Source organism: Mycolicibacterium obuense, assembly GCF_055397605.1.
This window is the reverse complement of the sequence record NZ_AP043663.1, coordinates 2,162,005-2,176,795: the sequence shown is the minus strand read 5'-3', so window position 1 is coordinate 2,176,795 and position 14,791 is coordinate 2,162,005. Positions and strand designations below refer to the sequence as shown.

The following is a 14,791-nucleotide window of genomic DNA, read 5'->3' as shown; positions in this document are numbered from 1 at the left end:
ACACCGTGGCGCTGTGACTACTGCGGTCGCACCGAACTGGGGATGAAATCGGCTTTGGGGACAACGCGGCGGCAGTGTTCACGAGAAGTTGACCTCCGCCGGCATGCGTAGCCGGCGTACAGGCGCAAGTCTGTCTGCATGGCTTCGATGCTGGAATACGACCTGGTGGTCATCGGTTCGGGTCCGGGAGGGCAGAAGGCCGCGATCGCCGCCGCCAAACTCGGCAAATCGGTGGCGGTCATCGAGCGCGGCCGCATGCTCGGCGGCGTCTGCGTCAACACCGGCACCATCCCGTCCAAGACGCTGCGCGAGGCGGTCGTCTACCTGACGGGTATGAGCCAGCGCGAGCTCTACGGCGCGAGCTACCGGGTCAAGGACAAGATCACTCCGGCCGATCTGCTGGCCCGCACCACCCACGTCATCGGCAAGGAACAAGACGTCGTGCGCTCCCAGCTGATGCGCAACCGGATCGACCTGATCTCCGGGCACGGCCGCTTCGTCGACGCACACACCATCGAGGTCGAAGACCCCGAACGCCGCGAGCACACCACGGTGAAAGGTCGGTACATCGTGCTGGCCACCGGGACGAAACCCGCCCGCCCGCCGGGAGTGGAGTTCGACGACGAACGCGTTCTCGACTCCGACGGCATCCTCGACCTCAAGACCCTGCCGACGTCCATGGTCGTCGTCGGCGCCGGCGTGATCGGCATCGAGTACGCGTCGATGTTCGCCGCGCTGGGAACCAAGGTGACCGTCGTCGAGAAACGCGACGCCATGCTCGAGTTCTGCGACCCCGAGATCATCGAATCGCTGAAGTTCCATCTGCGGGACCTGGCCGTCACGTTCCGCTTCGGCGAGGAGGTGACCGCCGTCGACGTCGGCTCGAGCGGCACGGTGACGACGCTGGCCAGCGGCAAGAAGATCCCCGCGGAGACGGTCATGTACTCCGCCGGCCGGCAAGGCCAGACCGAGCACCTCGACCTCGCCAACGCCGGCCTGGAAGCCGACGCCCGCGGCCGGATCTTCGTCGACGACAACTTCTGCACCAAGGTCGACCACATCTACGCCGTCGGCGACGTCATCGGATTCCCTGCGCTGGCGGCCACCTCGATGGACCAGGGCCGGTTGGCGGCCTACCACGCCTTCGGGGAGCCGTGCCACGGGATGACGGAGCTGCAGCCGATCGGGATCTACTCCATCCCCGAGGTGTCCTACGTCGGCGCGACCGAAGTGCAGCTGACCAACGACGCCGTGCCCTACGAGGTGGGGGTTTCCCGATACCGGGAGCTCGCGCGGGGGCAGATCGCCGGCGATTCCTACGGAATGCTCAAGCTGCTGGTGTCGACGGAAGACCTGTCGCTGCTGGGGGTGCACATCTTCGGCAGCAGCGCGACGGAGCTGGTGCACATCGGGCAGGCGGTGATGGGATGCGGCGGGACCATCGAATACCTGGTCGACGCGGTGTTCAACTATCCGACGTTCTCCGAGGCGTACAAGGTGGCGGCGCTGGACGTGATGAACAAGTTGCGCGCACTCAAGCAGTTCGGCGTCTGAGGCCTCAGCTACAGCCGTCGTCGAAACTCGCCGGCGGATCGTCCGACGGTCCACCCGCTTCCGCACGCGCCACGAGCGCGCGAACGGCATCCCCGAAGGCCGGCGTGTAGGACACCTCGTCGCGGCAACCCCCGCCGTCGAGTCCACCGATGATCCCCACCACGGTCGAACCCACCTCCCACGGCGCGCCGGAGAAGCCGGCCACGATGCCGTCGCAGTGCACGACCGGGAACCCGTCGCGCGGGGGTGCGGTCGGCGCGGAGCACGCGGTCGGCCCTCCCCCGACGCCGACGCCGTAGCCGACGACTGTCACGGCGGTGCCGGGCGCGGGTGTACTGCCCAGCTGTAGGCCGCCGTCGGCCAACGATCGCAGGGAGTCGCCATCGTTGCGGCTCACCCGGGCGACGGCGACGTCAGCGGCCGGATCCTGATCGGCCAACCAGCGCGGATCGAGATAGATGGCGTCGAGCCGCCACCGGGCATCGGGAGATGCCGCGTCGGAGAAGCCGGGCACGAACGTGGTGTCCGCGCCGTCGGTGACGCAGTGGGCGGCCGTGAGGATCAGGTCGGCAACCGCGGATTTGAGCACCGAGGCCGTGCAGAAATGCAGGTCGTCCGTGCCGTAGAACAGCGCCCCCATGTGGGGGTCCGGGGACACCGGATGCGCGGCCCCCGGCGCCGCGTCGCTGGCCGTCGGCACTGCTGCCGCCGGCGCAGGGTCTGCTTCGCCCGCCGACGGCGGAGCCGGGTAGGCGGTACCGCACGCGGTCAGCGAGGCCGTGGCGAGCACGGCCAGCGCGGGCCGGACGCAGGCGAACAGGCGCATACCCTCCGATGATCCTCCATGTGGCGTTTTCGTGACGGCCGACGAGGGTAGATCGGCCGTCACGCCGCGGAATGTCACATCGGTGCACGGTTGTTCGAAGACACGGGTGAGATGGCCGCCGACCGGTGAGGGACACTGGTCCGGAGAACCGCGACTAAGGACAGGAGGCGAGGGACATGGCTGACGAGACTGAATCCGGTCAGCACTACCAACCCGAGCAGACAGGCATGTACGAGCTCGAGTTCCCGGCGCCCTCGCTGTCCTCCGCCGACGGTCGCGGACCGGTGTTGATCCACGCATTGGAAGGCTTCTCCGACGCGGGCAGGGCCATCAAGCTGGCCGCCGAGCATTTGAAGACCACGCTCGACACCGAATTGGTGGCCTCGTTCGCGATCGACGAGCTGCTCGACTATCGGTCGCGGCGCCCGCTGATGACGTTCAAGACCGATCACTTCACCAGCTACGAGGAGCCGGAGCTCAACCTGTACGCGGTGCGCGACAGTGTCGGCACGCCGTTCCTGTTGCTGGCCGGGCTCGAGCCCGATCTGCGCTGGGAGCGGTTCATCACCGCCGTGCGATTGCTGTCGGAGCAGCTGGCGGTGCGGCGCGTCATCGGTCTGGGCGCGATCCCGATGGCCGTGCCGCACACCCGTCCGATCACCCTGACCGCGCACGCCAACGACAAAGAGCTGATCTCCGAACACCAGCCCTGGGTCGGGGAGGTGGCGGTGCCGGGCAGCGTATCGAATCTGCTGGAGTTCCGGATGGCCCAGCACGGACACGAGGTCGTCGGTTTCAGCGTCCACGTGCCGCACTACCTGGCCCAGACCGACTATCCGGCGGCGGCCGAGACACTGCTGGCAGAGGTGGCGCGCAGCGCGTCGCTGCAGATCCCCACCGCCGACCTGAGCCGGGCGGCCGCGGAGGTCGCCGAGAAGGTGAACGAGCAGGTGGCTGCGAGCGCGGAGGTCGCTCAAGTGGTGGACGCCCTGGAGAGGCAATACGATGCGTTCGTTGCCGCACAGGAGAACCGGTCCCTCCTCGCGCGCGACGAGGAACTGCCCAGCGGCGACGAACTCGGCGCCGAATTCGAGCGGTTCCTCGCCCAGCAGGCCGGGGAGTACCAGAAGGACAAAGACAAGGACGATCCCCGGGACAGCTCGTAATCGTCCCGGGTCCACACGGGTCCCGTCCCGACGACGAAGTGGGCGACATGACAAGTGACGGCGGGCGATGAGCGAGCGCAAACCGAACCTGCGCACGGTGCGGGAACTGACACCGACGCTGCAGTACCGCACGATCCACGGCTACCGACGGGCGTACCGCATCGCCGGGTCCGGCCCCGCCATTCTGTTGATCCACGGAATCGGTGACAACTCGACCACGTGGAGCACGGTGCAGACCGCGCTGGCGCAGCGGTTCACCGTGATCGCACCTGACCTCCTTGGCCACGGCAAGTCCGACAAGCCCCGTGCGGATTACTCGGTGGCCGCTTATGCCAACGGCATGCGGGACCTTCTGAGCGTGCTCGGCATCGACACCGTGACCGTGGTCGGGCACTCGCTCGGCGGTGGCGTGGCCATGCAGTTCGCCTACCAGTTCCCGCAGTTGGTCGATCGGCTGATCCTCGTCGGCGCCGGCGGGGTGACCAAGGATGTCAACATCGCGCTGCGGGTGGCATCGCTGCCGATGGGCACCGAGGCGCTGGCGTTGCTGCGGCTACCGCTGGTGCTCCCGGCGCTGCAGCTCGTGGGCCGGCTGGGTGGGGCGATGTTCGGTTCCACCGGTGCGGGTCGCGACATTCCCGACATGCTGCGGATCCTCGCCGATCTGCCCGAGCCGACAGCCTCGTCGGCGTTCGCACGGACGCTGCGGGCCGTCGTGGATTGGCGTGGCCAGGTCGTCACGATGCTCGATCGCTGCTATCTGACGCAGTCGGTGCCGGTGCAATTGATCTGGGGCAGCGGTGATTCGGTGATTCCGGTCGGCCATGCCGAGATGGCTCACGCTGCCATGCCGGGGTCGCAGCTCGAAATCTTCCCGGGCTCAGGGCATTTTCCGTTCCACGACGATCCCGACCGGTTCGTCGAGGTGGTGGAGAAGTTCATCGACGGGACGCAACCCGCGGTTTACGACCAGGAATACCTGCGCACGCTGCTGCGGACGGGAATCGAGGAGAGCGCCCTGTCCGGCCCGGCGGACACGCGCGTCGCCGTTCTCGATGCCATGGGGGCCGACGAGCGCAGCGCCACCTGAGAGCTGCGCCCATCGAGGGGCGGCCGCTGCGGCACATTCACGACGTAGCATCGGCTCATGGCCATCGATGTGACCGTGCTGCGAGTGTTCACCGACGACAAAGGTGACTTCGGCAATCCTCTCGGCGTCATCGACTCCGACACCGTCTCCCCCGCGGACCGGCAGCGTATTGCCGCCGAATTGGGCTACAGCGAAACGATATTCGTCACGACACCCGAGCCTGGAACCCGCACCGCACACGCCCACATCCACACTCCGACCACCGAAATGCCCTTCGCCGGACACCCCACGGTCGGCGCGGCGTGGTGGCTGTCGCAGCAGGGCGCGCCGATTCGGACGCTGCAGGTGCCCGCAGGCCTTGTGCAGGTCGATTACTCCGACGAGCTGACCTCGGTGAGCGCGCGCGCCGAGTGGGCGCCAGAGTTCGCGATCTATGACATCGACAGTCTCGAGTCGTTGGCGGCTGCCGATCCCGAGGACTACGGCGATGGCGACAAGCACTACCTGTGGACCTGGCTCGACCGGGAAACCGGGACCATTCGGTCGCGAATGTTCGCCGCGGGGCTCGGCATCCGCGAAGACGAAGCGACGGGTGCCGCGGCCGTGCGCATCACTGAGTACTTGAGTCGGGACCTGACGATCGTGCAGGGTCGCGGCTCTGTCATCCACACCGTGTGGAGTGCCGAGGGCTGGGTTCAGGTCGCCGGCCGCGTGGTCGAGGACGGTCGGCGCCAGATCGACTGAGCGACCGTCGGCGCAGAGCAGTCGACTGGCGAGCATCAGCCGCCCGCCGACACCTCGCGGTGCGCCCGGAGGGCTTCGATCTCACGCTCGAAGTCTTCGGCGGAGGAGAAGGATCGGTACACCGAGGCGAAACGGAGGTACGCCACCTCATCGAGGTCGCGCAGCGGACCCAGGATCGCGAGACCGACCTCGTTGCTGGGCACCTCGGGAGATCCGGTGGCGCGCACCGCGTCTTCCACCTTCTGCGCCAGAAGATTGAGTGCATCGTCGTCGACCTGCCGCCCCTGACAGGCCCGTCGCACCCCTTTGATCACTTTTTCTCGGCTGAACGGCTCGGTGACGCCACTGCGTTTCACCACCGCCAGCACCGCGGTCTCCACCGTCGTGAACCGCCGACCACACTCGGGACACGAACGGCGCCGACGAATCGCCTGGCCCTCGTCTGTCTCCCGGGAATCGACCACCCGCGAATCAGGATGTCGGCAGAACGGACAGTGCACCACTGCTCCTTCACCGCACCGACGGACCGCTTCGAACGTCTTCGAGCGTACCTGCGGTAGCAGCGCGCAGCTCAGCACAGTGCCCATGGGCGCGTTCCAGACCGCAATGTCCACGATCGCCACCACGCTGCCTGTTCGCGAGCCTTGTTGCTGAGGTCAGGCGATCGGAGCGATCAGCGTCTGGCCGGCAGTCAGCGCGACCGTCTCGAGTTGGTTGAGCTCGCGGATCTTCGCCACCACGTCCGTCACCGGCGCGTGCGGCGCGACGCGCTGGGCGACCTCCTGCAACGACTCTCCCGTGTGCACCTGAACGACTGCCAACCGGCCAGGCACGTCTTCCTGAGGCCCGACGACGCCGCCCGCCTGGGCCACCAGACCCAGCCACAGCGTGATGGCGGCGGCGACGAGCGCGAGCAGCACCGTGGCCGCGGGGGTGATGGGACGGCGTCGGTGCGACGCCCGCGACACCAGGACGCCACTGCCGCGGTACTGCAGCGGCGCACCACCGGGACGCTGGCGGCGTCCCGGCCGGACCGGCCGGGCAGACCGGCCGACCGGTGCCGCCGAGGTGGCCGGCCCGATCCGCACGGGACGCGCGGTGCGGCGCGCGGGCTGACGGACATCGGCCTCATGGAGAACGGTCATCTGACTGCCTTTCGATCCGTGGATTCGCTCTTGTGTTCGAACAGTACTCGATCATGTGTTCGATGAATAGAACATGTGATCGAACTGTTGCGAACGCTAACCGAGGGCACCGACAAGTCGGTTCGGGCCGCCGACGACCCCGAGACAAGAGCAGACGCGAGGCCGACACACCTCGAACACATGTTTGATTACTCGTGTCTCGCGCGTTACATTCGTCGTCATGAGCGACGACAGCAGCGACACCACGTCCGGTCCGGAGTCCGCCAACCGACGTGACCGCGGGTCAGGTCTGACCGAGCGTCAGCGCACCATTCTCGAGGTCATCCGCTCCTCGGTGACCACCCGCGGCTACCCGCCGAGCATCCGAGAGATCGGCGACGCCGTCGGTCTGACGTCCACCTCGTCGGTGGCACACCAATTGCGCACGCTCGAACGCAAGGGCTACCTGCGTCGTGACCCGAACCGTCCCAGGGCCGTCGACGTGCGCGGCATCGACGACATGGCCGCCAATCCGGTTGTCGCGACCGAGGTCGCCGGCTCGGACTCCCTGCCGGAGCCCACCTTCGTGCCGGTGCTCGGGCGCATCGCGGCCGGTGGACCGATCCTCGCCGAGGAGGCCGTCGAGGACGTGTTCCCACTGCCCCGCGAGCTCGTCGGCGACGGGTCCCTCTTCCTGCTGAAGGTCGTGGGTGAGTCGATGGTCGACGCGGCGATCTGCGACGGCGACTGGGTCGTGGTGCGGCAGCAGAACGTCGCGGACAACGGTGACATCGTCGCCGCCATGATCGACGGCGAAGCCACCGTCAAGACGTTCAAGCGGACCAAGGGGCAGGTGTGGCTGATGCCCCACAACCCGGCTTTCGACCCCATCCCCGGCAACGACGCCGCCGTCCTGGGCAAGGTCGTGACGGTCATCCGCAAGATCTGAGCCGACACCGACGCGGTTCGTCAGCCTCCGCGGACGAACCCGTTGGTGCGGGCAATTTCCTCTGTCGCGAACCAGATTTCGGCCCGAGCCTCGTCGTAGTCGGCACTCCCGGGAGCCCAGTACAGGCCCGATCGAGTGTCGGCTTTGATCGGGTAACCGTCGGGAATCGCGTCCGGGTCGTCGTCGAGAGGCAGGTGCAGCGCGGTACCCATCGGGACGATGTCGTCGTCATCATCGATCCGGGCATGCCTGCCGGTGTCGAGGACGGCGTCCCGCTCGAATACCGGAGCGGCGAAGGGCGCCGCGGGCAGTGCCGACGTGATGCCCTCGCCATCCGAATCGAGACCATCCGAATCGAGTCCGTCCGAATCGAGACCGTCCGAATCGAGACCGTCCTCGTCGCTCGGCAGCCCCTCGCCCATCGGTTCCTCGGCAGCCAGCTCCTCGTCCGTATCGGGCTGCGCGAAATCGTGCTCGGGTGCGGACTGAACCCGGGTCGGCGCGGTGTCGATGGAGTCAGGGTCGTCCTGCTCGACGAACGGATCGTCAGCGTGCTCACCGGAGGCGGAGCGGTCAGCCGCGGAGTCGCTGAGCCCCCACAGATCGAGCCCGCTCGGCTCGTGGCCTTCGGCAGGGGTCGACGAGCGCTCGGCGGATGTCACCGATCCCAGACCCTCACGTGCATAGCGGTCCCCGAACAACGCGTCCTCGCCCACGTCCACCGGCTCGTGGCCGTAATCGTGCGCGTCGTGGTCTTCCTGCTGATGTGGGGCCGGGGCGAACAAGTCGTCGTCCTGATCACCGCGCCGGCGCCGGGCCACCACGAGCCCGACCACGGCGAGCACGAGCAGAACAGGGATGATCGCCAGCAGCCACCATGCCCAGTGCGTCCCGGACCCGGAGTCCGCGGCGCGGCCCTGCGCTGACGGCGGGGCCTGCGTCGCCTGCTGTCCGGGGACCTCCAGACCGGCCAGCTGAGAGGCCAGGTTCGCCGGTTCGGTGCTGAACCGCTTGCTGGCGGTGTCATAGGTGATCGCGCCACCGCTGAACTTCTGGGTGATCGCGTCACCGTTCTGCGTCTGATCGTCGACCGGGGCGCCGAGCTCGCCCGTGGCGCCGCCCAGCTTTTCCCACGCGGCGTTCATGGCACCACGGACGATGACCGCGCCGTAGTCGGGTGTCCAAAAGATCACCGGCTTGTCCGCGGCCGCGAAACTGCTCATCCTGCTCGCCGGGGCGACGCCGCCGTCCTTCTCGCCGCTGATCGGGAAGCCGAGGTCCCCCTCCGGGCCGCCCACGCTCTCGTACTTGGCCAGCACCTGGCCGGTCACGACGTTGGCGCCGGTAGCGGGGCTGTAGAAGATCTTGCCGTTGACGAAGTTCTGGCCCAGCCCGTCGGAGCCGATCTTGTACGGTTCACCGTCGCTGGCGCCCAACGGTCCCAGTGGCCCGCCGGCGGCCCGGCGGGCGGCGTTGATCGCAGCGACCGGGTCGTCCGGCACGGAGAGGTCGGAGAGCTGTCCGGCGAGATCGGCCGGGTCGGTGGTGAACGTCTTGGCACGTGAGTCGTAGGAGACCTGGCCCCCGGTGAACTTCTGCGTCACCACTGGACCGTCATAGGTCTCGTCTTCGGCGGGAACGCCGAGGACACCCGACGAGCCGCCGAGTTTGTCCCAGGCCGCGTTGATCGGCCCGCGGACCACGTGCGCGCCGGTGTCCGGTGTCCAGAAGATCACCGGGTTGTCGGGCGCGCTCAACGTGCTGTTGACGCTGTTGGGCGCGCGCCCGGGCCCCTCGTCGATGGTCGGAAAGCCGAGATCGCTGTCGGCGGGTCCGCCGAGCGACTCGTACTTGTCGAGGATGGCGCCCTGCATGAAGTGCGCGCCGGTGCTCGCGGTGAAGAAGACCTTGCCCGAGGCGAAGTTCTGCGCGAATCCCGAACCGATCGGATAGACATCGCCCGACGGCGGGCCCAGCGGGCCGGTGTCGCCACCGGTGGCCTGCCAGGTGGCGGTGATCGCGTTGCCTGCGTCGACGTCGGGTTGTGCCGTGGCCACAGGCGAGACCAGGAGCGCAGTGGCGACTCCGAGCAATCCGACGGTCCAACGACCAAACCCACGACGGCGCAGCATGAGCTGCCGGGTCATTCATCCTCCCCGTGGTCGGCGACTTGAGTAACTCCATCACGGTTCAGCGAAAATTACCGCGTGCGTTCACTCTGCGTCAGCGGACCGCGTTTACCAAGCCACCTCGCCGTCAGCGCCGCAAAATGGCACTGACCGCCTACACACCCAGGCTGCGACCGATGATCTCTTTCATGATCTCGGTGGTGCCGCCGTAGATGGTCTGCACACGCGCGTCGAGATAGGCCCGCGCAACGTCGTATTCGCGCATGTATCCGTAGCCGCCGTGCAGTTGCAGGCAGCGGTCGATGAGGTGGACCTGCTTCTCGGTGGAATACCACTTGGCCATCGCGGCCTGCTCGACGGTGAGCTTGTCCTCCAGATGCAGCCGGATGAACTCGTCGACCATCAGCCGGACGACGGTGGCTTCGGTGGACAGCTCTGCCAGCAGGAAACGGCTGTTCTGCTGGCTGCCGATCGGCTTGCCGAAGGCCTTGCGCTCCTTGGTGTACTGCAGCGTGCCGGCCAGCACGGCTTCCATCGCCGCCGCGGCCATGATCGCGATGCTGATGCGTTCCTGCGGCAGGTTCTGCATCAGGTAGATGAAGCCCTGGCCCTCTTCGCCGAGCAGGTTCTCGACCGGCACCTTCACGTCGGTGAACGACAGCTCGGCGGTGTCCTGGGCGTCCAGCCCCACCTTGTCGAGTTTGCGACCGCGCTCGAAGCCCTCCATGCCACGCTCGACCACCAGCAGTGAGAAGCCCAGCGCGCCCTTGTCGGGGTCTGTCTGGGCCACCACGATCACCAGGTCGGACAGGATGCCGTTGGTGATGAAGGTCTTCGAGCCGTTGAGGATGTAGTGGTCGCCGTCGCGGACCGCCCGGGTTTTGATGCCCTGCAGATCACTGCCGGTGCCGGGTTCGGTCATCGCGATGGCGCTGATGTATTCGCCGCTGCAGAACTTCGGCAGCCAGCGTTGCTTCTGCTCTTCGGTGCCCAGCCGGATGAAGTACGGCGCCACGACGTCGTTGTGCAGGCTGAAGCCGAGACCGCTGTAGCGGCCGGCGGTGACCTCTTCGGTGATGACGGTGTTGTAGCGGAAGTCGGTGACCCCGCCGCCCCCGTACTCCTCGGGGACCGCCATGCCGAGGAAGCCCTGCTTGCCTGCCTCCACCCAGACGCTGCGGTCCACCAGCTTGTCGGCCTCCCACTGGTCGTGGTGCGGCGCGACGTGGCGTTCGAGGAACGTCCGGAAGGAGTCGCGGAACATCTCGTGTTCCGGTTCGAACAGCGTGCGCTCGTAGGCGATGACGGACTTTTCGGCTGCAGAGCCCATGGAGGAATCCTCGCGTCGTTGATCGGATCGGGAACGTCGGAACTTTTCAGCCACGGTACCCCACCCAACCGGATGGTTGGGCCCCGGCGAGGCAGGGATTGGCCCACCCGCCGCGACACACGGTGCCCGCCCGGGCCGTACCCGCCCTACACTCAGGCCCCATGGGCACCAGCCTCACCCACTGGGGCGCCTTCCGCGCCACCGTCGAGGCCGGCGACGTCGCCTCTGTCGCCCCGATCGCCGGCGACACCGACCCGTCCCCCGCACTGGGCAATCTGCCCGGCTCGGTCCGCCACTCGGCGCGTATCACCGGCCCGGCGGTGCGCCGGGGCTGGCTCGACGACGGGCCGGGACCGAGCAATCGCCGCGGCGCCGACGACTTCGTCGCCGTCAGCTGGGACGAGCTCACCGAGCTCCTCGCCGCCGAGTTGCGGCGTGTCATCGACCGCCACGGCAACAGCGCGCTCTACGGCGGTTCGTACGGCTGGGCCAGCGCCGGCCGGTTCCACCATGCGCAGAGCCAGGTGCACCGGTTCCTCAATTGCCTTGGCGGCTACACGTTTTCCCGGCACTCCTACAGCCTGGGCGCCACCGGCGTGATCATGCCACGGGTGGTGGGCACGCATGACGATCTGTTCAAGCGGTCCACCGCCTGGGACGTCATCGTCGAGCACACCGAGTTGCTGGTGTGCTTCGGGGGGCTCGCGCTGAAGAACATGGGGGTCAATCACGGTGGTACGACGGCTCATCCGGCCCGGGATGCGCTGCACCGCTTCCGCGCGGGCGGCGGCAGGATCGTGTCGTTCTCCCCGCTGCGTGACGACGTCGACGGGCCTTGCGACTGGTTCGCGCCGGTGCCCGGGACGGACGTCGCCATCATGCTGGCCCTGGCGCACGTGCTGGCCACCGAGTCGCTGGCCGACCGTGACTTCCTGGCCACCTACTGCACGGGATACGAGCGGTTCGAGCGCTACCTGCTCGGCATCGACGACGGTGTACCCAAATCGCCGCAGTGGGCGGCCGGGCTCTGCGGGCTGGACCCCGAGGACCTGACCGCGCTGGCTCGCCAGATGGCCGCGCACCGCACGATCGTCACGGTCAGTTGGTCGTTGCAGCGCACCAGGTTCGGCGAGCAGGCTCCGTGGATGGGGTTGACGCTGGCCGCGATGCTGGGTCAGATCGGCCTGCCGGGCGGCGGCTTCGGCCACGGGTACGGATCGATGAACGAGCCGGGGTTGCCGCCTCTTCGCTGCGCGCTCCCCCGGCTGCCGCAGGGCGTCAACCCGGTCACCTCGTTCATTCCCGTCGCGGCCATCAGCGACATGCTGCTCCATCCCGGAGAGTTGTTCGACTACAACGGGTTACGGCTCACCTATCCCGATGTCAAAATGGTCTACTGGGCCGGCGGCAACCCGTTCCATCATCACCAGAACATTCCGCGGCTGCGCCGAGCGTTGGGGCGCGTGGACACCGTCGTGGTGCACGATCCGTACTGGACCGCGATGGCCAGGCATGCCGACATCGTCGTGCCGTCGACGACGTTCCTCGAGCGCGACGACTTCTCCGGATCCCGCAACGATCCGGTGCTGATGGCGATGCCCCGGCTGACCGAGCCCTACGCAGGCGCGCGCGACGACTACGACACCTTCGCCACGCTCGCTGCCGCCCTCGGCGTCGAAGTGGACTTCACCGGGGGTCGCACCTCGGCGCAGTGGCTGCGCCACCTGTACGACACATGGTCACAGGCGTTGGATTTCGTGGTGCCCACGTTCGACGAGTTCTGGTCGGCCGGGCAGGTGCGGCTTCCGGTGGAGGACGGGCTGACCCTGCTGGCCGACTTCCGCGCCGACCCGGTGGCGCACCGGCTCGGCACCCGCAGCGGGCTGATCGAGATCTTCTCCGACGACATCGACGGCTTCGGGTATTCCGATTGCGCGGGACATCCCGCGTGGTTCGAGCCGTCCGAATGGCTCGGCGGCCCGCGCGCCCAGCGCTATCCACTGCATCTGATCGCCAACCAGCCGGCCTCCCGCCTACACAGCCAGCTCGACGGGGGCAAGACCAGCCAGGAGTCGAAAGTGGCCGGGCGGGAACCGATTCGGATGCATCCGTCCGATGCGCAGGCGCGCGGGCTGCACACCGGCGACGTGGTGCGGGTGTTCAACGACCGCGGCGCCTGTCTGGCCGGGGTGCTCGTCGACGAGCGGGTACGGCCGCATGTGGTCCAACTGTCGACCGGGGCCTGGTACGACCCGATCGATCCTGCCGACCCCGAGGCGATGTGCGTCCACGGCAACCCCAATGTGTTCACCGACGACATCGGAACGTCGTCCCTGGCCCGCGGCTGCACTGGTGCGCACGTCCTCGTCGAGATCGAGAAGTACGCCGCGACACCGCCTCCGGTGCGCGCACATCAGCCGCCGCGGATCGTCAGGCGGTAGCGAACTCGGCGAGGCCTGCGGCCAGTGCGACCGGTACCCGGGCGGTGATCCGGGTGCCTGCCTCGGTGTGTTCGGTGGCGTCGATGCGGCCCTCGGAGTGCATCCGTGCGACGAGATCCCCGCGGTCATAGGGAATCGTCACATCGACGGCCGTGTCCGTGGGTTCGACGAGTTCGGCCATCGTGGCCCGCAATTGGTCCAGTCCGTCGCCGGTGTGCGCGGAGACGAACACCGCGCCGGGCAACGCGCGGCGCAGCGTGGCCAGCATCAGTCCGCTGGCGGCGTCGGTCTTGTTGACCACCAACAGTTCTCGCGGTGCAGCGATGCCGTATTCGGCGACGACGTCGTTGATCACCGCGCGCACGGCGTTGATCTGGGCCAGCGGGTTCACATCGGAGCCGTCGACCACGTGCACCAGCAGTTCGGCGTCGACGACCTCTTCGAGGGTCGACCGGAACGCCTCGACCAGCTGGGTCGGCAGATGCCGCACGAACCCGACGGTGTCGGTCAGCACGAACGGCCGTCCGTCGTCGAATTGCCCGCGGCGCGTGGTGGGTTCGAGGGTGGCGAACAGCGCGTTCTCGACCAGTACGCCGGCACCGGTGAGCGCGTTGAGCAGACTCGACTTGCCGGCGTTGGTGTAGCCGACGATCGCGACCGACGGCACCTCGCTGCGCCGGCGCCCACTGCGCTGGGTGTCGCGGATCTTCTTCATGTCTTTGATCTCGCGACGCAGCTTGGCCATCCGTTCCCGGATGCGGCGGCGGTCGGTTTCGATCTTCGTCTCACCGGGACCGCGGGTACCCACGCCGCCTCCGGCACCGCCGGCACGGCCGCCCGCCTGACGCGACATCGATTCACCCCAGCCGCGCAGCCTGGGCAGCATGTACTCCATCTGCGCGAGCGAGACTTGCGCCTTGCCCTCCCGGCTGGTGGCGTGCTGGGCGAAGATGTCGAGGATCAGCGCGGTGCGGTCGATGACCTTGACCTTCACCACCTTCTCCAACGCATTCAGCTGGGCGGGGCTCAGTTCACCGTCGCAGATCACGGTGTCGGCGCCGGTGGCGATGACGACCTCGCGCAGCTCGGCAGCCTTGCCGGAACCGATGTAGGTGGCGGGGTCGGGCTTGTCGCGGCGCTGGATCACACCTTCGAGCACTTCGGAGCCGGCGGTTTCGGCGAGGGCGGCGAGTTCGGCGAGGCTGGCGTCGGCATCGGCGGCCGAGCCCTCGGTCCAGACGCCGACCAGGACCACGCGTTCGAGGCGCAGCTGGCGGTACTCGACCTCGGAGATGTCGGCCAGTTCGGTGGAGAGCCCCGCGACGCGGCGCAGAGCCGCGCGTTCTTCGAGGGCGAGCTCACCCGCGCTGGGGGTGTCGTTGCGGAATTCGGGATACGTCATAGGCGAATCAAGGTTCGCACGGAGAACACTGTTCAT

General features: G+C 67.8%; 12 protein-coding genes. 6 read left to right on the top strand and 6 right to left on the bottom strand.

What is annotated here, in order from left to right; genetic code table 11:
- Positions 1-138 precede the first annotated feature (138 nt).
- Positions 139-1,554, top strand: coding sequence for a Si-specific NAD(P)(+) transhydrogenase (gene sthA, locus ACZ50N_RS10420; RefSeq protein WP_046365037.1), 1,416 nt, complete (start codon positions 139-141; stop codon positions 1,552-1,554).
- A 4-nt stretch (positions 1,555-1,558) separates the two neighbouring features.
- Here sthA and ACZ50N_RS10415 read toward each other — a convergent pair whose 3' ends face one another.
- Positions 1,559-2,380, bottom strand: a complete 822-nt coding sequence (locus ACZ50N_RS10415; RefSeq protein ID WP_046365036.1) for a trypsin-like serine peptidase — start codon at positions 2,378-2,380, stop codon at positions 1,559-1,561.
- 176 nt (positions 2,381-2,556) lie between these two features.
- On the opposite strand from ACZ50N_RS10415, the gene ACZ50N_RS10410 reads away from it, so the two are divergent.
- From ACZ50N_RS10410 to ACZ50N_RS10400, 3 genes are all read left to right on the top strand, one after another.
- A complete protein-coding gene (locus ACZ50N_RS10410; protein ID WP_046365035.1) occupies positions 2,557-3,546 on the top strand; it encodes a proteasome assembly chaperone family protein in 990 nt (329 codons plus the stop codon).
- A 67-nt stretch (positions 3,547-3,613) separates the two neighbouring features.
- Positions 3,614-4,636, top strand: coding sequence for an alpha/beta fold hydrolase (locus ACZ50N_RS10405; RefSeq protein ID WP_046365034.1), 1,023 nt, complete (start codon positions 3,614-3,616; stop codon positions 4,634-4,636).
- A 57-nt stretch (positions 4,637-4,693) separates the two neighbouring features.
- A complete protein-coding gene (locus ACZ50N_RS10400) occupies positions 4,694-5,380 on the top strand; it encodes a PhzF family protein (protein ID WP_464475297.1) in 687 nt (228 codons plus the stop codon).
- Between the two features lie 35 nt (positions 5,381-5,415).
- Here ACZ50N_RS10400 and nrdR read toward each other — a convergent pair whose 3' ends face one another.
- Together nrdR and ACZ50N_RS10390 are read right to left on the bottom strand one after the other, a co-directional pair.
- Positions 5,416-5,880 carry a transcriptional regulator NrdR gene (gene nrdR, locus ACZ50N_RS10395; RefSeq protein ID WP_046365049.1) on the bottom strand — a complete coding sequence of 155 codons (465 nt, stop codon included), beginning with the start codon at positions 5,878-5,880 and terminating at the stop codon, positions 5,416-5,418.
- Positions 5,881-6,036: 156 nt separating this feature from the next.
- The gene (locus ACZ50N_RS10390; RefSeq protein ID WP_237165649.1) at positions 6,037-6,525 is read right to left on the bottom strand and encodes a LysM peptidoglycan-binding domain-containing protein; all 489 of its coding nucleotides are present in this window, start codon (positions 6,523-6,525) and stop codon (positions 6,037-6,039) included.
- A gap of 220 nt (positions 6,526-6,745) precedes the next feature.
- Here ACZ50N_RS10390 and lexA point away from each other — a divergent pair, with 220 nt between their 5' ends.
- Positions 6,746-7,453, top strand: a complete 708-nt coding sequence (gene lexA / locus ACZ50N_RS10385) for a transcriptional repressor LexA (RefSeq protein WP_046365032.1) — start codon at positions 6,746-6,748, stop codon at positions 7,451-7,453.
- Between the two features lie 20 nt (positions 7,454-7,473).
- Here the strand turns inward: lexA and ACZ50N_RS10380 are convergent, their stop codons facing one another.
- Together ACZ50N_RS10380 and ACZ50N_RS10375 are read right to left on the bottom strand one after the other, a co-directional pair.
- Positions 7,474-9,600 (bottom strand): LGFP repeat-containing protein, encoded by a 2,127-nt coding sequence (locus tag ACZ50N_RS10380; RefSeq protein WP_464475296.1) that lies wholly within the window; start codon positions 9,598-9,600, stop codon positions 7,474-7,476.
- A 136-nt stretch (positions 9,601-9,736) separates the two neighbouring features.
- Positions 9,737-10,912: an acyl-CoA dehydrogenase family protein gene (locus ACZ50N_RS10375; RefSeq protein ID WP_046365030.1), complete on the bottom strand. Its 1,176-nt coding sequence runs from the start codon at positions 10,910-10,912 to the stop codon at positions 9,737-9,739.
- A gap of 161 nt (positions 10,913-11,073) precedes the next feature.
- On the opposite strand from ACZ50N_RS10375, the gene ACZ50N_RS10370 reads away from it, so the two are divergent.
- Complete coding sequence (locus ACZ50N_RS10370) at positions 11,074-13,353, top strand: molybdopterin-dependent oxidoreductase (protein ID WP_464475295.1); 2,280 nt, start codon at positions 11,074-11,076, stop codon at positions 13,351-13,353.
- Here the strand turns inward: ACZ50N_RS10370 and hflX are convergent.
- Positions 13,343-14,755 carry a GTPase HflX gene (gene hflX / locus ACZ50N_RS10365; protein WP_110814836.1) on the bottom strand — a complete coding sequence of 471 codons (1,413 nt, stop codon included), beginning with the start codon at positions 14,753-14,755 and terminating at the stop codon, positions 13,343-13,345. The two genes, ACZ50N_RS10370 and hflX, sit on opposite strands and share 11 nt — an antisense overlap.
- Positions 14,756-14,791: the final 36 nt, after the last annotated feature.